20 protein-coding genes are annotated in these 20,422 nt (G+C 30.5%); 14 read left to right on the top strand and 6 right to left on the bottom strand.

Features of this window, described 5'->3' with window-relative positions; genetic code table 11:
• Positions 1–7: 7 nt before the first annotated feature.
• The gene (locus MK851_RS05205; RefSeq protein WP_320242045.1) at positions 8–2,695 is read left to right on the top strand and encodes a TonB-dependent receptor; all 2,688 of its coding nucleotides are present in this window, start codon (positions 8–10) and stop codon (positions 2,693–2,695) included.
• Between the two features lie 79 nt (positions 2,696–2,774).
• Here the strand turns inward: MK851_RS05205 and MK851_RS05210 are convergent, their stop codons facing one another.
• Positions 2,775–3,125, bottom strand: coding sequence for a 4Fe-4S dicluster domain-containing protein (locus MK851_RS05210; RefSeq protein WP_115901653.1), 351 nt, complete (start codon positions 3,123–3,125; stop codon positions 2,775–2,777).
• Between the two features lie 70 nt (positions 3,126–3,195).
• Here MK851_RS05210 and MK851_RS05215 point away from each other — a divergent pair, with 70 nt between their 5' ends.
• Genes MK851_RS05215 through MK851_RS05265 form a run of 11 tightly spaced genes read left to right on the top strand, consistent with a single transcriptional unit; the run spans position 3,196 to position 13,031 of the window.
• Positions 3,196–4,257, top strand: coding sequence for an acyl-CoA reductase (locus tag MK851_RS05215; protein WP_320242049.1), 1,062 nt, complete (start codon positions 3,196–3,198; stop codon positions 4,255–4,257).
• 52 nt (positions 4,258–4,309) lie between these two features.
• The gene (gene serC / locus MK851_RS05220) at positions 4,310–5,374 is read left to right on the top strand and encodes a 3-phosphoserine/phosphohydroxythreonine transaminase (protein WP_320242051.1); all 1,065 of its coding nucleotides are present in this window, start codon (positions 4,310–4,312) and stop codon (positions 5,372–5,374) included.
• Positions 5,375–5,423: 49 nt separating this feature from the next.
• Positions 5,424–6,377: an NAD(P)-dependent oxidoreductase gene (locus MK851_RS05225; RefSeq protein WP_320242053.1), complete on the top strand. Its 954-nt coding sequence runs from the start codon at positions 5,424–5,426 to the stop codon at positions 6,375–6,377.
• Between the two features lie 3 nt (positions 6,378–6,380).
• The gene (locus MK851_RS05230; RefSeq protein ID WP_320242055.1) at positions 6,381–7,619 is read left to right on the top strand and encodes a DUF1015 domain-containing protein; all 1,239 of its coding nucleotides are present in this window, start codon (positions 6,381–6,383) and stop codon (positions 7,617–7,619) included.
• A 24-nt stretch (positions 7,620–7,643) separates the two neighbouring features.
• Positions 7,644–8,312 carry a YggS family pyridoxal phosphate-dependent enzyme gene (locus MK851_RS05235; RefSeq protein WP_320242057.1) on the top strand — a complete coding sequence of 223 codons (669 nt, stop codon included), beginning with the start codon at positions 7,644–7,646 and terminating at the stop codon, positions 8,310–8,312.
• A 33-nt stretch (positions 8,313–8,345) separates the two neighbouring features.
• Positions 8,346–9,443, top strand: coding sequence for an exonuclease domain-containing protein (locus tag MK851_RS05240; protein ID WP_320242059.1), 1,098 nt, complete (start codon positions 8,346–8,348; stop codon positions 9,441–9,443).
• A 31-nt stretch (positions 9,444–9,474) separates the two neighbouring features.
• Positions 9,475–10,290 carry an ion transporter gene (locus MK851_RS05245; protein WP_303508101.1) on the top strand — a complete coding sequence of 272 codons (816 nt, stop codon included), beginning with the start codon at positions 9,475–9,477 and terminating at the stop codon, positions 10,288–10,290.
• Positions 10,291–11,199 (top strand): tRNA (adenosine(37)-N6)-dimethylallyltransferase MiaA, encoded by a 909-nt coding sequence (gene miaA / locus MK851_RS05250; protein ID WP_320242062.1) that lies wholly within the window; start codon positions 10,291–10,293, stop codon positions 11,197–11,199. It begins immediately after the preceding gene.
• Positions 11,200–11,257: 58 nt separating this feature from the next.
• Positions 11,258–11,761: an OmpH family outer membrane protein gene (locus MK851_RS05255; RefSeq protein ID WP_303508103.1), complete on the top strand. Its 504-nt coding sequence runs from the start codon at positions 11,258–11,260 to the stop codon at positions 11,759–11,761.
• 8 nt (positions 11,762–11,769) lie between these two features.
• A complete protein-coding gene (locus tag MK851_RS05260) occupies positions 11,770–12,591 on the top strand; it encodes a DUF1853 family protein (protein ID WP_320242065.1) in 822 nt (273 codons plus the stop codon).
• 41 nt (positions 12,592–12,632) lie between these two features.
• Positions 12,633–13,031: a hypothetical protein gene (locus tag MK851_RS05265; protein WP_303508105.1), complete on the top strand. Its 399-nt coding sequence runs from the start codon at positions 12,633–12,635 to the stop codon at positions 13,029–13,031.
• Positions 13,032–13,102: 71 nt separating this feature from the next.
• Here MK851_RS05265 and yiaA read toward each other — a convergent pair whose 3' ends face one another.
• Complete coding sequence (gene yiaA / locus MK851_RS05270; protein WP_303508106.1) at positions 13,103–13,594, bottom strand: inner membrane protein YiaA; 492 nt, start codon at positions 13,592–13,594, stop codon at positions 13,103–13,105.
• A 150-nt stretch (positions 13,595–13,744) separates the two neighbouring features.
• On the opposite strand from yiaA, the gene MK851_RS05275 reads away from it, so the two are divergent.
• Positions 13,745–15,268: a hypothetical protein gene (locus tag MK851_RS05275; protein WP_320242067.1), complete on the top strand. Its 1,524-nt coding sequence runs from the start codon at positions 13,745–13,747 to the stop codon at positions 15,266–15,268.
• A 52-nt stretch (positions 15,269–15,320) separates the two neighbouring features.
• Here MK851_RS05275 and MK851_RS05280 read toward each other — a convergent pair whose 3' ends face one another.
• The 4 genes from MK851_RS05280 to MK851_RS05295 form a co-directional block, all read right to left on the bottom strand.
• Positions 15,321–16,244, bottom strand: coding sequence for an EamA family transporter (locus MK851_RS05280; RefSeq protein WP_320242068.1), 924 nt, complete (start codon positions 16,242–16,244; stop codon positions 15,321–15,323).
• Between the two features lie 118 nt (positions 16,245–16,362).
• The gene (locus MK851_RS05285; protein ID WP_320242069.1) at positions 16,363–17,037 is read right to left on the bottom strand and encodes a type 1 glutamine amidotransferase domain-containing protein; all 675 of its coding nucleotides are present in this window, start codon (positions 17,035–17,037) and stop codon (positions 16,363–16,365) included.
• A 77-nt stretch (positions 17,038–17,114) separates the two neighbouring features.
• Complete coding sequence (locus tag MK851_RS05290) at positions 17,115–17,684, bottom strand: Crp/Fnr family transcriptional regulator (RefSeq protein ID WP_303508110.1); 570 nt, start codon at positions 17,682–17,684, stop codon at positions 17,115–17,117.
• Between the two features lie 10 nt (positions 17,685–17,694).
• Positions 17,695–18,849, bottom strand: coding sequence for an SAM-dependent methyltransferase (locus MK851_RS05295; protein WP_320242070.1), 1,155 nt, complete (start codon positions 18,847–18,849; stop codon positions 17,695–17,697).
• 234 nt (positions 18,850–19,083) lie between these two features.
• On the opposite strand from MK851_RS05295, the gene MK851_RS05300 reads away from it, so the two are divergent.
• Positions 19,084–20,367: an amidohydrolase family protein gene (locus MK851_RS05300; protein WP_320242072.1), complete on the top strand. Its 1,284-nt coding sequence runs from the start codon at positions 19,084–19,086 to the stop codon at positions 20,365–20,367.
• Positions 20,368–20,422 lie beyond the last annotated feature (55 nt).

Here is a 20,422-nt window from a genome sequence, read left to right on the forward strand (position 1 = left end):
TTTTCACATGAAAAAACGTACCCTTCTTATTATTTACCTATTTTTTGGTGGACTTTACTTGTTAAATGCTCAAACATTAATTAGAGGAACAGTAAAAGATATAAATAACGAACCTTTGCCAGGAGCTAACATTGTAGAAAAAGGAGCCTCTAATGGTACATCTACAGATTTTAACGGCGAATTCTCTCTTACTATTAATACAGATGGAACTTTAATAGTTAGTTTTTCAGGTTTTGAAACACAAGAAATTCCTATTAATGGAAAAACTAATTTTAATATTGTTTTAAAAGAAGGTTTAGAATTAGATGAAGTTGTTATTGTAGGATCTAGAAACCCTAAAAGAACTGCTATTGACACACCAGTACCTGTTGATATAATTGATGTAGGAGATTTAGCAACAAAAAATGGTAAAGTAGAAGTAAATGATATATTACAGTATGCAGCTCCGTCATTTAATGCTACTAAGCAATCAGGATCAGATGGTGCTGACCATATAGTACCCGCTTCCTTACGAGGTTTAGGTCCAGACCAAACTTTGGTACTTATCAACGGTAAAAGACGCCATCAATCATCATTAGTTAATATTTTTGGAACACGTGGACGCGGAAATTCAGGAACTGATTTAAATGCAATTCCTGCTGCTGCGATTAAAAGAATTGAAGTTCTAAGAGATGGAGCGTCTGCTCAGTATGGTTCTGACGCTATTGCAGGAGTTATTAATATTGTTTTAAAAGATAATACCGACGGCGTTTCAGGAAGTATTGGTTATGGAGTTTATAGCACAGCAATAGGAAGTGGATGGGCTGAAGCTACAGGAGAAACTTTATACAATGTTGAAGGAAATAACAGATTAGATGGAGAAGACAAAAGTTTTGATGGTGGAACTTTTAAACTAGATTTAAACTACGGAGCTAAATTGAATGATAAAGGAGGTTTTGTAAACTTTACTACCGAATTGTTGTCAAAAGAAAGAACATTGAGACCTAGTTTTTCTTGGCGAAAAGGATATGGTAGCGCTGCTATAGATGGATTCAATTTTATGGTAAATGCTAGTTTACCTATAAATGACAACACTGAAGTATATGCTTTTGGAGGTAGAAATTATAGAGATACTGATGCGTATGCTTTTTCAAGAGATAGTTTTGATGAAGGCGATAATAGAAGTGTTCCTAGCATACACCCTAATGGATTTACCCCTAGAATTACTTCAAATATCACTGATATATCTGTATCGGCAGGAATTAAACATAAATTAGAAAATGGTTGGGAAATTGATTTTAATAATACGTATGGAGAAAATAAATTCCATTATTTTATAAAAGATTCAAACAATGCTTCATTAAAAGACGCTTCTCCTACCGATTTTAATGCAGGAGGTCATAGTTTATCACAAAATACTACTGGATTAGACTTTTCTAAATATTTAGAAAACTTACTAAGCGGAGTTAATCTAGCTTTTGGATTAGAGTATAGAACAGAAAATTTTATCATTTTTTCAGGTGAAGAAGCTTCTTATGGACTGTATGATGACAACGGAATTTTATTAACAAACCCTGCAGTTCAACCTGTTGCTGTAGATAGCAACGGTGATGAACTTTCAGGTGGTTCACAAGGTTTTCCTGGATACGGACCAGACAATGAAGTAGATCGCTCTAGAAGCAATGTAGGAGTTTATTTTGATTCTGAATTTAACTTTACAGAAAAATTCTTAGTAGGAGCAGCCGTTCGTTTTGAAGATTACAGTGACTTTGGTAGTACATTTAATTTTAAATTAGCTTCAAGGTTTAAAGCTAGTGACAACTTAACCTTAAGAGGATCTATCTCCTCAGGATTTAGAGCGCCATCTTTAGCTCAATTATATTATAACCTGAAATTTACGAACATTGTTAATGGTGAATCACTTCCTTCATTATTATCTGCTAATAATAGTACAGTAACTAGAGCTTTCGGAATAGAGCAATTAAAAGAAGAAACAGCATTCAATGCTAGTTTAGGATTTACTTATAAAATTGGTGGATTCACTGCAACGATAGATGCGTATTCTATAACAGTTGATGATCGCATTATTTTAACAGATAACTTTGATGCTTCTGGATTGAATTTAGGCGTTGATGCAGCACAATTCTTTGCTAATGGTGTTGATACAAAAACGCAAGGATTAGATATTGTTTTAAACTATAAAAAGTCTTTTGAAGACCATAGAATAGATGTAGGATTGATAGGAAACTTTAACGATACTAAAATTGAAAAGATAAAGAACGGAAACTTAAACAAATTTACTTTCTTTAGTCCTTTTTCTGAAGCTTATTTAAAAGCAGCAGCTCCAGATCACAAATTCGGTTTAAACCTTGGATATGGATATAAAAAACTAGATGTTTCTTTAAACTTCACAAAATTTAGCGAAGTTCAGTTGCAAGATTTTCAATGGGTAGATACACCAGCAACAACACAAGCAGAAGCTGATGCCTTATATCCTGTGGCTACTGATGTTTATAAAAGTAAAATTACCACCGATTTAAGTCTAAGCTATGCTTTTACCGATAAAATAACGTTCACAATTGGAGGAAATAACATTTTTAACGTGTACCCTACTCCACAATTTGATGGATGGACTGATCAGGGAGGGTTAGCTGATTCTGTTCAAATGGGATCAGACGGTGCTTACTTTTTTACTAGACTAGGATTTAAACTTTAATACACTTTTTATAAAAACAAAAATCCTGAGAATATTCTCAGGATTTTTTTATTTCATATCTCCAAAAATTTGGAACTTTTTAATCGTTATGCATAAAACGTTGTTTAGCTAATAACTCTTCTTCTGTCTCTACATTATCTTCATCAGGAACACAACAATCAACAGGGCAAACAGCAGCACATTGTGGCTCTTCATGAAAACCTTTACATTCAGTACACTTATCAACAACTATGTAGTAAATTTCATCCGAAATTGGCTCTTGATCTTCATCTGCATTGGCAGATTTACCATTCGGTAAAACCACATTTCCTGTTAAATCAGTTCCATCAGCATACTTCCAGTCATCCGCACCTTCATAAATAGCTGTGTTTGGGCATTCAGGTTCGCAAGCCCCGCAGTTTATACATTCATCAGTTATTATAATTGCCATAATTAATCTCTTTCAGTTTTGTAACTTTGCATTTGCAAAAATAGTTCCAATTTAATTTAGAACCAAATAAATGGATAGTATAAAAAGTAGAATTAACGCTTTTCATAAACTAGGAGAATTTTTAAGTCAATTTTCTCAAGAAAAAATAGAGAACAAAGAACATATAGAACATAATGAGTTATTTTTTGATGGATTTAAACATCAATTAAAAATAGCAGGAGAAAATAACACTTGGTTTACTAGAGAAAACCTATTGTTTTCTATTAAAAACTGGACAAAAGCACTTACTTCAGAAAACTTAACTAAATGGATAGCTAACGAAAATTTAGGTAACAACGAGCCTAAATTAGTTGCTGTTATCATGGCTGGAAACATTCCGCTAGTAGGCTTTCATGACTTTTTATCGGTTCTAATTTCTGGGCACTCGGTATTAGTTAAACAATCGTCTAACGATAAACATTTATTGCCTTTTTTAGCAAAATATTTAGAATATGTTGAGCCTGAATTAAAAGGGAAAATCACGTTTACTGAAGAAAAACTAACAGGGTTTGATGCGGTAATAGCTACTGGTAGTAATAATACAGCACGTTATTTTGAATACTACTTTAAGGATAAACCTAGCATTATAAGAAAAAACAGAAATTCTGTTGCTGTTTTAACAGGAAGCGAATCAGAAGAACAATTACAAAACTTAAGTGAAGATGTTTTTCGCTACTTCGGATTAGGTTGTCGTTCTGTTTCTAAAGTATTTATTCCGAAGAACTATAATTTTGATGCTTTTTTCAACGGAATGTATCAACAACATGAAATTATTAACAATACCAAATACGCTAACAATTACGATTACAACAAAGCGGTGTATTTAATGAGTGAATTTGATATTCTAGAAAACGGTTTTTTAATGATTAAGGAAGATAAAAGCTACGCCTCTCCTATTGCCTCTGTTTTTTATGAGTACTATGATAATATTGATGATTTAAAAATTAAACTGTGGGAAGATAGAGAACAAATTCAGTGTATTGTAGCCAATAACTTTATTGAAAATGAAGTAGCTTTCGGACAAACACAACATCCAAAGTTATGGGACTATGCTGATGGCGTAAATACACTAGATTTTTTATCTAAAATATAAAAGAGTCTCTATATAAATTTGCACCTTTGTGTAGCAAAACACAACAACACAAATGAAAAAACATAACTTTAGTGCAGGGCCTTGTATTTTACCCGAAGAGGTACTAAAAAAAGCATCAGAAGCCGTTATCAATTTCAATAATGATAACCTGTCATTAATCGAAATATCGCACAGAAGTAAACCTTTTGTTGATGTAATTGAAAACGCAAGAAGTTTAGTTTTAGAATTATTAGGATTAGAAAACAAAGGTTATAAAGCATTGTTTTTACAAGGGGGAGCCAGTATGCAGTTTTTAATGGTTGCGTATAATTTGCTAAATAAAAAAGCAGCCTACTTAAATACAGGAACTTGGAGTGATAAAGCCATAAAAGAAGCTAAATTATTTGGTGAATTGGTAGAGGTTGCTTCTTCAAAAGATCAAAACTTCAACTACATTCCTCAATCATATAAAGTTCCAACAGATGTAGATTATTTCCATTGTACTAGTAATAACACTATTTACGGAACGCAAATGAAGAGTTTCCCTAAAACTTCAGTTCCTATGGTATGTGATATGAGTTCTGATATTTTTTCACGTCAACTAGATTTCTCAAAGTTTGATTTGATTTATGCGGGAGCTCAAAAAAACATGGGACCAGCGGGAACTACGCTTGTTGTAGTAAAAGAAGATATTTTAGGGAAAGTAGAACGTCAAATACCTTCAATGTTAAACTATCAGATAATCATTGATAAAGAAAGTATGTTTAATACACCTCCTGTATTTGCAGTATATACTTCTATGTTAACATTAGAATGGTTAAAAGATTTAGGAGGTATCGAATTCATTGAAAAGGTGAATAAAAAGAAATCAGCTTTATTATATAGTGAAATAGATAGAAACCCTTTATTTAAAGGAGTTGCAGCTACAGAAGACCGAAGTCATATGAACGCTACATTTACTTTAATGGATGAAAACTTACAAGCCAAGTTTGATAAAATGTGGCAAGAAGCTAACATTAATGGATTGAGTGGTCATAGAAGTGTTGGTGGTTACCGTGCAAGTATGTATAACGCTTTACCCCTATACAGTGTTCAAGCTTTAGTAGATGTAATGCAAGAATTAGAAAGAATAAGTTAGATACAACGTCATTATTTACAATGACATTTATATATAATATTTAAGAACGATGAAGATATTAGTGAACGAAGGAATTTCCGTTGGTGGAATGCAGGCTTTAGAAAACAAAGGTTTTGAAGTTATAAACACAAAAGTTGCTCAAGAACAATTAGAGAACTATATAAACGATCATACTATTGATGCTATTGTTGTAGGAAATACTACACAAATACGTCAAGAATTAATCGATGCATGTCCAAGTATAAAGCTTATTGCTTGTCCTGGAACAGAAATGGACAATATCGATGTAGAGTATGCTATTAATAATGGAGTTCATTTAGTAAATAGTGAAGATGCTTCGGCAACTTCAATTGCTGAATTGGTATTTGCTCATTTATTTGGGATGGTTCGTTTTTTACACCAATCAAACCGTGAAATGCCTTTAGAAGGAGATATGCGTTTTAATGCCTTAAAAAAGCAGTATTCACAAGGAACTGAGTTAAGAGGTAAAACATTAGGAATTATTGGATTTGATACGGTAGGACAAGAAGTAGCAAAAACCGCTCTGGCTCTAGGTATGGAAGTAATTGCAACCGATGTTGAAATAGACAATGCAACTATCACAATTCCTTTTTTCGATGGACAATTAGTAGATTTCTTTATTGAAACAGAAACTGTAGATAATTTATTATCAAAATCAGATTTTATAACGCTACACTTACCTCCGCAAGATGGATACGTTATAGAAACTTCTTTGTTTGATAAAATGAAAGATGGAGTAGGAATCATTAATACGTCTCACGGTAGTGTTTTAAATGAAGTTGATTTAGTTAAAGCTATAGAAAACGGAAAGGTTAAATATGCTGGTTTAGATGTTTTTGAAAGCCAACCAAGACCTGAAATCCAATTATTAATGAATCCTGAAATATCGATGACACCTCATATTGGAGCTTCAACAATTGAAGCACAAAATAGAACTGGGGTCGAATTAGCTAATAAAATCATCGAATTACTAAGCGAATAATATATGGCTATTGTAAAACCATTTAAAGCTGTTAGAGCTACACGTGATAAAGTTGCTTTAGTATCTTCTAAATCTTATGAAATTTATACACCTGCGGAAATCGGAGCTAAACTTGATTTTAATCCGTATACTTTTTTACATGTAATCAACCCAGGTTATAAATATCACAAACAAGATATAACAGGAGAACAGCGTTTTAAATTGGTACATAATCGCTACTTAGAATTCAAAGAAAATGAGGTTTTTAAACAAGATGAAGCTCCTGCTTATTATGTTTATCAAAAAAGAACACCTAATGATAACTTCTGCGGAATAATTGCAGCTACTTCTGTTGAAGATTATAATAATGAAGTAATTAAAAAGCACGAAGACACTCTAAAAGAACGTGAATTATTATTTGAAAATTACCTAAAAAACACAGGCTTTAATGCAGAACCTGTACTACTCACCTACCCTGATAATGATGTGATTAATTCAATCATAGAAAAATATCAGAAAAAAAGAGCTGAGTACGAGTTTTCAACATCGGATAAAGACTTACATTTTTTATGGGTTATACACGATAAAAATGATGTGGAACAGATAGCAAAAGCTTTTAAAGAGGTTAATACGCTATATATTGCTGATGGACATCATCGCTCAACATCTTCTTGTTTATTAGCTCAAGGTTTAGCTAAAAGCAACCCTGAACATACAGGAAAAGAAGATTATAACTTTTTTATGAGTTATCTGTTACCAGAGAGTCAGCTAAAAATTTACGAGTTTAATAGGTTCATCAAAGACTTAAATGGATTAACTCCTGAAGGACTTTTAATGGAGTTAGATACTTATTTTAGAATTGAAAACCGTGGACAAGAATTATACAGACCTAAAGAGAAGCATCATTTTAGTATGTATTTGAATGGAGAATTTTACGCATTATACTTACGTAAGTCAGCTTATGAATTTACCGATTGTTTGAGTGAATTAGATGCTTATATTTTATATACAACTGTTTTAGAGCCCATTTTAGGAATAAATGATATTAGAAATGCTTCTAAAATTGTATATTCTCAAGATAAATCTGACGGATTGGAACTAAAAACAAAGGTAGATAGCGGAGAGTTTAAAGTTTCTTTTGGAATGTTACCTACTAATATTCAAGAACTAAAAACCATTGTTGATGCTGGTTTAATGATGCCACCAAAAACTACGTACATAGAACCAAAATTAAGAAGTGCTTTAACTATTTATGAGTTTTAGTTCAATGTTTGACACACAATTATTATGATTACAGGAATTAAGGAAAATCTTCAAAAAATAAAATCAACACTACCAGAAAGCGTAACATTAGTTGCTGTTTCTAAAACCAAACCTATCACTGATTTACAAGAAGCCTATGATGCTGGTCAACGGGTATTTGGTGAAAATAAAATTCAAGAAATGGTAGCTAAATACGATGAATTACCTAAAGACATAAAATGGCATATGATTGGTCATTTACAACGTAATAAGGTAAAGTACATGGCTCATTTTGTTGATTTAATTCATGGGGTCGACAGCTTTAAAACACTAAAAGAAATAAATAAACAGGCTAAAAAGCACCATAGAGTTATTAATTGTTTGTTACAAGCTCGAATTGCTAAAGAAGACACCAAGTTTGGGTTACCATTTACTAATATTGAAGATATTTTAGCTTCAGATGAATTCAAAGAGTTAGAAAATGTAAAAATTGTAGGCCTAATGGGGATGGCTACCTTTACAGACAACCAAGAACAATTGCAAGATGAATTTTCATCATTAGCTAGTTTCTTCAATAAGAATCAGGAAAAATACTCAGACTTATCAATCCTTTCAATGGGAATGAGTGGGGATTATAAATTAGCCATTAAAAATGGTAGTACTATGGTACGAATAGGAAGCTCTATTTTTGGAGTTAGAAATTATATTGCTTAGATTTACATAAGTCAGCTTAAAAAAGGGAGAGATTTGTACGCTATTTTAGACATTGAAACTACTGGAGGAAAATATAACGAAGAAGGAATTACAGAAATTGCTATCTATAAATATGATGGACATCAAATTGTAGATCAATTCATTAGTTTAGTAAATCCAGAAAAGGAAATTCAAGAATTTGTTGTAAAACTTACTGGTATTAATAACAAAATGTTGCGAAATGCACCTAAATTTTATGAAATAGCGAAAAGAATTGTTGAAATAACTCAAGATTGTTTTATTGTAGCACACAATGCTAATTTTGATTACCGTATTCTTCGTACCGAATTTGACCGATTAGGGTATGCATACAAACGAAATACACTTTGTACAGTTAGTTTAAGCAAAAAACTAATTCCTGAGTCACCATCTCATAGCCTTGGTAAATTATGTAAATTTTTAGGAATTCCAATGTCTGATCGCCATAGAGCAACGGGCGATGCATTAGCCACTATACAACTATTCAAACTGTTAATAGATAAAGATGTTGAGAAAAAAATTATTCAACAATCTATAAAGTATTTTGATAATAGACACGAAAAATTTCGTTTTCAAAGAATATTAGATAGTTTACCTGAGAAGGAAGGTGTTTTTTATGTACATAATAATGAGGGAACTATCATTTTTATTGGTAGAGGTAAAAATGTTAAACAAGAAACAAACAAGCTCTTTTTAAAAGAAACCAGAAAAGCTTTAAAAGTAATAAAAAGAGTAACCAAAGTTTCTTATGAAGAAACAGGAAATATGCTTTTTACGCGTTTAAAATACCATTTAGAGCTTGAAAAATTAAGACCTAAATATAACATCATAAGAAAAAGAAAAATTACAGATAAGAATTTTAATCACGATGATATGCTTATTATTGATAAAGGCAGAACACCTGAAGAGCATGCTGTAATTTTAATTGAAAAAAACGAAGTTGTAGGATATACCTATACCAATCTTGCTTTTCAAGAAAACCAAATACCTATTTTAAAATCTATGCTAACTCCTATTGAAAACAAAGAGTTGGCTAAAACAATAATTAAAAACTATTTACTAAAAAATAAAGTGTCTAAAATAGTACGATTACAAGTTGAAAATAATTTATAATATTGCTGTAAAACGTTAAAAATCTGATCTTTTGGATAAAAAAACACTTAATTGGAAAAATAAATTACATGAAGTAATCTATGAAGCAGATACCCCTGCTGGTAAACTATTTGATATCGTTTTATTATTTTCAATTTTAGCAAGTATTATATTAGTAATGCTTGAAAGTGTAGAAAGCTTTGATAATAAGCATCATGATTTCTTATATATTTCTGAATGGATCATTACTTTCTTTTTTTCCATTGAATACATCCTTCGAATTATTTCAATAAAAAAGCCAACAAAATATATTTTCAGTTTTTACGGTATTATAGACTTACTGTCTACTATCCCTATGTACTTAACCTTCTTTTTTGTTGGTACCCATAGTAGTTTAATAGCCTTGAGAGCATTACGCCTATTAAGAGTTTTTAGAATTTTAAAAGTATCTAGATATATTGGTGAGTCAAATCAATTAATAAAAGCATTAAACGCTAGTAAAGCTAAAATTGGAGTATTCCTTTATTTCGTATTAATTATCTGTATAATTTTAGGCTCAATAATGTATTTTATTGAAGGTGCAGATAATGGTTTTACGAGTATTCCTAGAAGTATTTATTGGTCAATAGTAACACTTACCACCGTTGGTTATGGAGATATTGCTCCTCAAACCGCTTTAGGGCAGTTTATTGCGAGTATTACCGTAATTATTGGGTATGCTATTATTGCAATTCCTACAGGAATAGTAAGTTCTGAAATGACTAAAAAGAAAGTACACCTAAATACACAATCCTGCCCAAATTGCTCATATGAAGGACATAAAGATGAAGCAGAATTTTGTTATCATTGCGGAACAAAACTGAACTAAATGTCACAAAAAAATACGTTGATTACAATTGTTGGAGCTACGGCTATTGGTAAAACAGCACTTAGTATTAAATTAGCACAACACTTTAAATGTGATATTATTTCGTGTGATTCTCGTCAATTTTATAAAGAGATGACTATAGGAACTGCTGTCCCTGACTCTGAAGAGCTAGCAGCTGCACCGCATCACTTTATCCAAAATAGAAGTGTTTTTGAAGATTATTCAGTAGGGCAATTTGAAAAAGACGCATTGGCTAAACTAGAAGAATTGTTCACCAAAAAACCTATCCAAATCATGGTAGGTGGAAGTGGTTTGTATGTAGATGCTGTTTTAAAAGGATTGGACTATTTTCCTGATGTAGCCCCACAAATAAGAATTGATTTAACTACCGAATTAGAGAATAAAGGAATAGAATATCTTCAAAAAAAAATAAAAGAACTTGATATTGAAGCTTACAATACGATTGCTATTGACAACCCACATCGATTAATCCGTGCCTTAGAGATTTGTATAGGAACAGGAAAAGCATATAGTTCTTTTAAAAACAAACCAAAAACTCCTCGTAACTTTCAATCCATCAAAATAGGGTTAACGGCAGATAGAGAAATTATGTACGACCGTATTAATCGTCGCGTAGATATTATGATTGAAAAAGGTTTGATAGAAGAAGCTGAAAAGCTACATCCTCATAAAAACCTAAACGCACTACAAACGGTAGGATACAGAGAATTATTTGAATATTTTGAAGGTAACTTTACTAAAGAATTTGCTATTGAGGAAATTAAGAAGAACTCAAGAAGGTTTGCCAAACGACAAGGAACATGGTTTCGTAAAGATTCAAACATTTTATGGTTTGATTTTCAAGAAGATGTTCAAAATATTATAAAAACTATTGAAAATAAACTTTAACGCTTTTTAAGAACACTAAAAAAATCACTTTTTTATATTTGTCAAAAAACAGAAATACATGAAACTAAAAATCACTTTTATACTTGCTTTATTTTTTATTGGATTTTCAAATGCTCAAACCAAGGTTGGAACGGTAAACAGCGAGTTAATCATTGGTAAAATGCCACAAATGAAAGGAGTTTTACAACGAGTAGAAAACTACGGTAAAAAACTAGACTCTAGTTTTCAAATAAAAGCTACAGAATACAAAACTAAAGTAGATTCTTTTAAGGCTGAAGAAAAGCTAATGACGGAAGAGGATAAGAAAACTAGAATTCAAGAATTAAGAACCCTTGAACAAGAAATGGGAAAATTTCGTCAAAATGGAACTACTATGATGCAAGTACAAAGAGAGCAGAGTTTACGACCTTTATATAAAAAGCTAAGAGAAGTAATTGCTGAAGTGGCTAAAGCAAACGGATATACTCAAATTTTAACTACGACTGGAAACGAATTTGGATACATCGATGAACGTTTTGATATCACTCAACTGGTATTAGACAAACTAGGAATTAAAGAGTAATACTTTTTATGTATCAAAAACAAAAAGACTTACAATTACAATACGAAGGATTTTTAAAAACACCTTTTCTATGGCATGGAAAAGGTGTTTTTGATTTAGAACAATACCCCACTTTAATTACTCAAACAACCTCTTTTAAACAAGAAATCACACAAAAACTACGTTTAGGTAAATTGGTAGAACGCTTTGTTTCTTTTGAGTTAAATCAAGACGGTTCAGTATTAATTCTTGCTGAAAACATTCAAATTCAACGAGAAAAGATAACTGTTGGTGAGTTAGATTGTTTACTCTTTAAAAACAAAAACCCAATTCATTTAGAAATTGTATATAAATTCTACTTATATGATGTTTCTGTTGGTAATGCTGAAATTGAACATTGGATTGGACCAAATAGACGAGACTCTCTTATTCAAAAGCTAACCAAGCTTCAAGAAAAACAATTACCTCTACTCTACTCCCATTATACTAAAAGTTACCTAGATGAATTAAAATTAAATGTTGATGAAATAGTACAACAAGTATATTTTAAAGCACAATTATTTGTTCCTTTAAGAAACTTTGGTAAAAACTTCAAGCAGATTAATAATGAGTGTATTTATGGTTTTTATATCTATCTGAAAGAATTACCACAATTTTCCGACTGTAAATTCTACATTCCCAATAAACATAACTGGTTAGTAAATCCACATTCAAATATTGACTGGTTAACTTTTGAAACCTTTCAAAATAAACTTTCACAATATTTAAATGAAGAAAACGCTCCTCTTTGTTGGCTAAAAAAACCAAACGGCGAACTTTTTAAGTTTTTTGTAGTTTGGTGGAATAATTAGTGTATTTCAAATCCCTAATTAAATTTACTGACTAAAAAACTATGAAATTTTTCAAATTCTCTTTTTTACTCCTATTCACTTTAATCACATTTACATCTTGTTTTGAAGTTGAAGAAGACATACCCTCCTGTATTGATGTCGACATAGCTTTTGAAGATGATAATTATAAATTAAAAGCTAAAATCTATACAAGTAACTATATAGAAATTGAAATGATAAATGAATGTGATTTAGATATAAGAGTAACTGGAATAAAAGTTGAAGGTCAACATTATGAAGACTTTCATATTAGTGGTTTATCAATAGGTACAAGTATTACAAAAAACACTTACTTTGATGTTATTTTTACTCCAACACAATTAGGTGCTAGAAAAGGAATCATTGTAATAAGGCACGAGGTGGGAGAATTGGTAATTAACTTACCAGGTGAAGGAACATAGTTTTTAACTTTTAATAAAATAGAACGCTTAGAAATGATTTTCTAAGCGTTCTATTTTATTGTAAATTAAGACTATTCGCTATCTTCTTTTTCTTCTGTTTTATTTATATACTCTATATCTCTAGTATTTTTTTGTACAGAAATTGCTGCATAAACACTTAAAGAAAAAGACATTGCATAAAATCCTTTTTCACTTAATAATAAGTTTGCATTCCATAATCCAACTACGAGTAAAACGATGGAAGCAATAGTTGTAAACCAACTAATACTATAATAAATCTCTGTTACTTTTATTCCTTCTAACCTATCTCTAACAGATTTTTGAACAGATATTACTGAGAATAACGCGAATAATAAAACCGTAAAATAATAACCTTTTTCATTAAGTTCCATTTCTACATTCCATAAACCAATACAATAAGAAGAAATACCTATTAATAATGCTACCCATGATGCACCAATGTAGGCTGAAGTTGGCTTTTGGTTGTATCCTTTTAATGTTTTCTTTTTTTCTTTCTTTGTTTTCTTGTTTTGATCTAATGACCATTCTGATTGATTATTCATAACTTTTAGTTTTTAATTATGCTTCAAAAATGCTTCATTTTGAATGATTAATAAAAACATTATCAATAAAAAACTAACGATATAATTTATATTTTAAATTTAATAATAACTATATTTACTACTAAAAATACAATTATACATAACGATTAAATGAATCAACTTCACAGTATAATCTCTTCTTTTTCTATAGAAGAACAGCAACGTTTTATGTTATTTTTAGAAAAAAGGAACAAAAGAGTAGATACCAAAAACATTCAATTGTTTAAAATAGCTCAAAAAGGAGAAACTTCTACAAAGCTTATTTGCGAAGAATTATACGGTGCTCAAAAAAAAGAAGCTTTTTATACGCTTAAGCAACGTTTGTATGAATCGTTAATTGATTTTATAGCCAATAATAAAATCCAAGGAGAAAATTCAGTAGATATGCTTTTGATTAAGTATATTTTAGCTGCTAGAGATTTTTTACTTCATAAAAACAACAAAGCAGCTTATAAAATTTTAGATAAAGCAGAAGTAATTGCAAAGGAATATCAACTCTTTCCTATTTTAAATGAAATATATCATACCAAAATTCAGTATGCACATACTATTCCTACTATCAATTTTAATGAAACCGTTGTTTACTTCAAAGAAAATCAAAGGAATCTTTTTTTAGAAGAAGAACTAAACATTATATATGCAAAAGTTAGGCATACATTAAAAACAAGTACACATAAACATAGTGTAGATTTTCAATCACTAATTAATATGCTCTTTAAAGAGCATCAAATTAACATAAAACAAGATTTATCTTTTAAATCTCTTTATCAACTGATTTCTATCGTTAATATTTCAGCTTTTATACATAAAGATTATTTAAGAACTGAGGTCTTTTTAACCGATACTTATCGTCTACTGAATGAAAAAAAAGGAAAAGAAAAACAGGTTTTCTATCATATTAGGGTTTTGTATTTAATTGCTAATACTCTTTTTAGAAATAAAAAATTCAAAGAATCATTAGAGTATTTAAATAGTATGCATTCTTATATGTTACAGAATAAAAAAAAGTATTTTAATAGTTTTTATTTGAATTACATATTGCTCTCAGCATTAAATTATAACTACACTAACAATCAAAAGACAGCTATTAAACTCCTAGAAACAGTTTTAAAAAAGAAACACTCTGATGTAAAAACTATGCTAGAAATAAAATTAAGTTTAATTACTTTTTATTTTCAGAGCAATGAGTTTAAGAAAGCTTTACAACTATACACTAAATTGAATCACTCAGATCAATGGTATATCGATAAAGCTGGAATTGAATGGACTGTAAAAAAGAGTTTAATTGAAATTCTATTACATTTAGAATTACAAAATATAGATTTATTTGAATCTAGATTATTAAGTTTTAAACGAAAACATATTCAGTTTTTATTAGATATTAATCAAGAAAGAGTAATCACGTTTTTAAAATTAGTTGAGCAGTATTATAAAAACCCAGACATAGTAACTACTTCTGATTTTTTCAATTTAGTAGAGAATTCATTTGTTTTTATTGGAGCTAAACAAGAAGATATTTTTGTAATGAGTTTCTATGCTTGGTTAAAAAGTAAAATGACTAAACAACCTATTTATGACGTTACTACAGCTTTAATAAAAGAAGTACAACTTCAAAGGCCACACCAAAAAATTTAATTTTTTAATATTAGAGAACAACTCTTTCTTTAAGAATATAAAGTTAAACTTCTTATACTTTTTGTGGTTTACTGGTTACTTTAAGTTTAGATATTCGTTTTCTTGATGTAATAAAATAAACTCCTGATAATAATACAATAGATGCTATTACCGATTGTGTTGTTAAGGTTTCATCTAAAAAATACCACCCTAAAAATAAGGCTACAACTGGATTTACATACGCTGATGTTGATACTTTTTCTGTTGGAACAATTTTTAATAAATAATTAAAAGATGTAAAAGCAACAATACTTCCAAAGACAATTAATAAAAACATAGCTGCTTGCGCTTTAAAGGACCAATCTATCGGAGAAGACCAAGTTTCTTTTAATAACAATGAGCCTATAAAGAGAAAAAATCCTGCAAAAAGCATTTGATAACCTGTACTTACAAAAAAGTTTTTAGGAAGCGTAGCTTTGGCCACAAAAACACTACCGTAACTCCAACTTAATACGCATGAAAAAATCATAAAGATTCCTATTAGCATATCTTTTGAAGTAGTTATTTCATTTTGACTTACCAACAAGTACATTCCTATGATTCCCAAAATAACTCCAATAATTGATTGTCGTTGCATCTTTTTTCCATCAATTAAACGTAGTAGTAATAAAACGAATAAAGGCTGTGTTGCAGCTAATAAAGCCCCAAAACCACTATCAACAAACTTTAATGCCCAAACAAACATTCCATTTCCATATACTAAAAAAAGGAAACCTGCTATCGCAGAGTTTAAAAGTTGTTTCTTAGTTACTTTAATCGATCTTTTTAAAAGCTTAGCAATTAACATAATTAACACTCCTGATATAGAGAATCGAATAGCTGCTAATAATAGAGGAGAAACCTCGGTAACAACAATTTTATTTAGCAAATAGGTTGATCCCCAAATGATATAAATGGCAATAAAAGCAGCTATAATTAGTGGTTTAGATTCTTTCATTTTATCTGTATTCTAATAAGCTAAAAGTACGATAAAACCTTTTTGCTTGTTCTTGAAAAAGAAAAAAATCGGTTAAAATATTCTTAACCGATTTTTCTAAAAAAGTTATTATTGATAATTATAATTTAGCTAATATTTTTTCAGCTACTAATTCTGATGATGCTGGGTTTTGTCCGGTGATTAAATTTCCATCTTCAATTACGTACTCTTCCCAATCTCCTGATTTGCTATAAATACCACCATTATTTTTTAATTCATCTTCTACTAAAAACGGTACAATTGAAGTTAATTGCACTGCATCTTCTTCTGTATTAGAAAAACCAGTTACTTTTTTACCTTTCACCAAAGACTCTTTATTAAATTTAGCGTCTTTTAATACAATAGGCGCATGACAAACAGCTCCTACTGGCTTATTATTTGTATAAAAAGCTTCTATTAAAGCAACAGAATCTTTGTTTTCAGCTAAATCCCATAAAGGTCCATGTCCTCCAGGGTAAAAAATTGCATCATAATCACCTTCTTTAACTTCACTCAATTTCATTGTGTTTGCTAATACAGCTTGAAGTTCTTCATCTTTATTAAAACGATGTGTAGCTGGTGTTTGAAAATCTGGTTCGTTACTTTTTGGATCAATTGGTGGTTGTCCTCCTTTTGGAGATGCTAAAGTTACTTCCACTCCTTTATCCTTTAACAAATAATAAGGTGCGGCAAATTCTTCAATCCAAAATCCTGTTTTTTCTCCTGTATTTCCTAGTTCTTCATGACTAGTAAGTACAAATACTACTTTTTTCATATTATTTCTATTTTTAAGTTACCTCAAAATTAGTATATGAAAGGTGAAAAAAAATTGATGTATGGTAATAAAGACCTTTATAAAGCTTCTTTTCGTATTCTACTTAAACTTTCTGTTGTTATTCCTAGGTACGATGCTAAATGGTAATTTTTAATTTGCTGCTCTATATTTGGGTAGGTTTGTAAAAATAAATGATACCTTTCTTTAGCTGATAATACTAAGTTATTTAAAATTCTTTTTTGAAATCGTACTGTTGAACGTTCTAACTTTTTTCTAAAAAAATGTTCTATTTTGGGTACTTTTTCATAGGTATTATCCAAATCCTTCTTAGCCACTTTTAACACAGTAGCATTTGTAATACACTCAATAGAAAGTACAGATTCTGATTCAGAAAAATAACCTATGTAATCACTAATCCACCAGTCGTTAATAGCAAATTGTATCGTATGCTCTTTTCCTTTAGTATCCAAAAAAAACGTTCGTAAACAACCTTTTACTACATAGTATTGGTAGTATACTTTTTCATTCGTTTGTAATATGGTATCGCCTTTTTTATACGTTACCTCCGAAAAAATACTCTCAACTACTTTTAACTCTTCATTTTCTAGCTGAAGATTTTTAAATACATTACTAACAGATGTAATCATTATAAAAACATTATAGCAACCCTTCTAAATAGTGTTGCTCAATTTGATAAGCTTCTTTTAAATCTGAAATTTTAGCTTCAATACGTTTTTTATCTACTTTTTTAGATGATTTAGCACCAATTAGCATTACATTTTTACGCGTGTGCTCATTGCTTATAAACTCAAAAACCTTGGTAGTATAATTGTTTTTCTCTAAAATTAAAGCACGAATGGTATCGGTAACCATTTCAAACTGACGTTCCTTAAAAATTCCATATTTTAATAAGGGACTCTCCTGCTCTTTTCCTTTTACTTGCTGGCGGATTTGTTTATGACAACACGGAGCGCAAACAATCAATTCTGCTTTTGAAACCAAACCTTTGTAAATAGCATCATCGGTCGCCGTATCACAAGCGTGTAGAGCAATTAAAATATCAATTTTATTGTTATCATACTCTTGTATAGGTTGAGCTACAAAAAGTAATCCTTTAAATTCACATTTTTTAGCAATATCATTACAGTAATCAACTAAATCTTGTCGTAACTCAATACCTGTTACACTGGCAGTATATCCTTTTTGATTGACCAAGTAATCGTACAAAGCAAAAGTTAAATAGCCTTTTCCTGAGCCCATATCTACAATATTGATATGCTTAGGTAATTTAACTGATTGTATTTGAGCTTCAATAATTTCTAAATACTTATTAATTTGGCGGTATTTATCCGCCATTTTAGGAATTACTTTTCCTTCTTTATCCGTTACTCCTAAATGATATAAATATTCGCTATTTTCAGCTCTTTTTTCTTTAGGCTTATCGTGGGTTTCAGGTAATTTATTCTTAAAACTAGGCTGTGTAGTTTTATAACTTATTTTTTTCTTTTTAGAAATAAACACCAACAAATCATTTTCTAGCGTAAACAATGTTGTCGCTCTAAACTTTTCTGAAAGTAAATCGGTAAGCTCTTCAATACTTTCTTCAAACGAATAGTTTTTTGTTTGATCATTTGTTTTATATCGATATAAAAACTGAAAACAAACGTCTCCTTTCAACGTTATCTGGCGAACGTATACATTCGATAATTCATCACTTTTACGAATTGGTTTACTTAAAGTTAATTTTACAAAATTATTTTTTTGTATGCTGTTTTGAAACTCGATAAACAATTGATGTAAGGCTTCTTTCATACTACAAAAATAGACAATCAATTATTAATAATCCTTTCATTTCTTATCATCTGTAACATTTTTTATTCTAAGACGTCTACAAGAAAACTAAGCTTCATGAAACACCTAAAAATTAGCACTTTATTATTACTCTTAATAATATCATTTTTATTACTTAACTGTGCAAAAAACAGCAAACCGGAAACTAAAAAAGATAGTAATACATACGTTATAAAAAACGTCAATGTGATACCGATGACAGAAAATAATAACGTTATTGAAAACGCAACAGTAGTAATTCACAATAACAAAATAAAGTCTATAAATGATTCTATTCCTTCTGAAGCAACAATTATTCATGGGAAAGATAAATGGCTTATTCCAGGGCTAATTGATATGCACGTACATACGCTGAACAATGGTAGTTTTTCTCAAGGATATGCAACTAGAGGTTCTACAATAAACTTTAACACACAGAACTTAATGACTCCATACATAGCAAACGGAGTTACTACAGTATTTGAATTAAGTGGAAGGCTTGGGCACTTCGCACAAAGAGATAAAATAATGGAAAAAAGTGTTATTGGCCCACGTATGGCAATAGCCGCTGTAATTGATGGAGAAGGAAATGAAATTAAAGCCACAACTCCTTTAGAAGGACGACAATCGGTTAGAAATGCCAAAGGTTTAGGATATAGATTTATAAAGGTTTATACCTGGTTAAACGAAGAAACCTTTAAAGCTGTTATTGATGAAGCTGAAAAACAGGATATAAAAGTTGTTGGGCACATTCCTACAGCTTTTGAAGGAAAACCTGCTGAAGATTTATTTATACCACATTTCGGACTCATAGCACATGCCGAAGAATTATCGAAACAGACGAATGATTATAGTTATGAAAAAGCGCAAGAATTTGCTCGTTTAGCCAAAGAAAATAATACTTGGTTAATTCCGAACTTATCAAACATGGACTGGATTTCAAAACAGGCTGAATCATTAGAAAGTATTCAAAACTTACCAAGTTTAAAGTATGTACATCCTCTTATGAAAAGTAAGTGGTTAAACTCGAATCGTTATTATGGAGCTTCTCCCAAATTAATTGAATTCTACAATAAACAAAAAGATTTTCATGCACAGATTGTAAAAGCTTTTAAAGAAGAAGGTGTGCCTATGCTTGCAGGAACAGATGCCGGTATTTCTGGAATCGTTTGGGGCTTTTCTCTTCATGATGAATTAGAGTTATTAGTAGATGCTGGATTAACAAATGAGGAAGCCTTAGCTTCTGCAACAAGTTTACCTGCTGAATGGCTAGAAATCGGTGATAAGATAGGGACTATTGAAACAGGGAAATTTGCTGATTTAATTTTACTAGATAAAAATCCTTTAACAGATATTAATAACACTCGTACTATATCTGGTGTGTTTGTTGATGGAAAATGGCTTGATAAAACTAAAATCGATACTATACTTGAAAAGGTAGCTAATTGGAATGATGCCAACAAAGAAAAATTTCAATGGAAAAACAGGAAGGAGTTATAGTTCTATAAGTAATGATATATAATATTACAAACCAGATATAGTTCTTATACCTGGT

The sequence above is a fragment of the Tenacibaculum sp. 1B UA genome, assembly GCF_033978845.1.
Taxonomy (GTDB): domain Bacteria; phylum Bacteroidota; class Bacteroidia; order Flavobacteriales; family Flavobacteriaceae; genus Polaribacter.

Coding starts and splice junctions, on each gene's coding strand:
- MK851_RS05265 (WP_303508105.1), top strand. CDS start 12,633: ATGAAATTTTTCAAATTCTCTTTTTTACTCCTATTCACTTTAATCACA.
- MK851_RS05290 (WP_303508110.1), bottom strand. CDS start 17,684: ATGATTACATCTGTTAGTAATGTATTTAAAAATCTTCAGCTAGAAAAT.
- MK851_RS05280 (WP_320242068.1), bottom strand. CDS start 16,244: ATGAAAGAATCTAAACCACTAATTATAGCTGCTTTTATTGCCATTTAT.
- MK851_RS05275 (WP_320242067.1), top strand. CDS start 13,745: ATGAATCAACTTCACAGTATAATCTCTTCTTTTTCTATAGAAGAACAG.
- MK851_RS05285 (WP_320242069.1), bottom strand. CDS start 17,037: ATGAAAAAAGTAGTATTTGTACTTACTAGTCATGAAGAACTAGGAAAT.
- MK851_RS05255 (WP_303508103.1), top strand. CDS start 11,258: ATGAAACTAAAAATCACTTTTATACTTGCTTTATTTTTTATTGGATTT.
- MK851_RS05225 (WP_320242053.1), top strand. CDS start 5,424: ATGAAGATATTAGTGAACGAAGGAATTTCCGTTGGTGGAATGCAGGCT.
- yiaA (WP_303508106.1), bottom strand. CDS start 13,594: ATGAATAATCAATCAGAATGGTCATTAGATCAAAACAAGAAAACAAAG.
- MK851_RS05210 (WP_115901653.1), bottom strand. CDS start 3,125: ATGGCAATTATAATAACTGATGAATGTATAAACTGCGGGGCTTGCGAA.
- serC (WP_320242051.1), top strand. CDS start 4,310: ATGAAAAAACATAACTTTAGTGCAGGGCCTTGTATTTTACCCGAAGAG.
- MK851_RS05300 (WP_320242072.1), top strand. CDS start 19,084: ATGACAGAAAATAATAACGTTATTGAAAACGCAACAGTAGTAATTCAC.
- miaA (WP_320242062.1), top strand. CDS start 10,291: ATGTCACAAAAAAATACGTTGATTACAATTGTTGGAGCTACGGCTATT.
- MK851_RS05260 (WP_320242065.1), top strand. CDS start 11,770: ATGTATCAAAAACAAAAAGACTTACAATTACAATACGAAGGATTTTTA.
- MK851_RS05295 (WP_320242070.1), bottom strand. CDS start 18,849: ATGAAAGAAGCCTTACATCAATTGTTTATCGAGTTTCAAAACAGCATA.
- MK851_RS05230 (WP_320242055.1), top strand. CDS start 6,381: ATGGCTATTGTAAAACCATTTAAAGCTGTTAGAGCTACACGTGATAAA.
- MK851_RS05215 (WP_320242049.1), top strand. CDS start 3,196: ATGGATAGTATAAAAAGTAGAATTAACGCTTTTCATAAACTAGGAGAA.
- MK851_RS05205 (WP_320242045.1), top strand. CDS start 8: ATGAAAAAACGTACCCTTCTTATTATTTACCTATTTTTTGGTGGACTT.
- MK851_RS05235 (WP_320242057.1), top strand. CDS start 7,644: ATGATTACAGGAATTAAGGAAAATCTTCAAAAAATAAAATCAACACTA.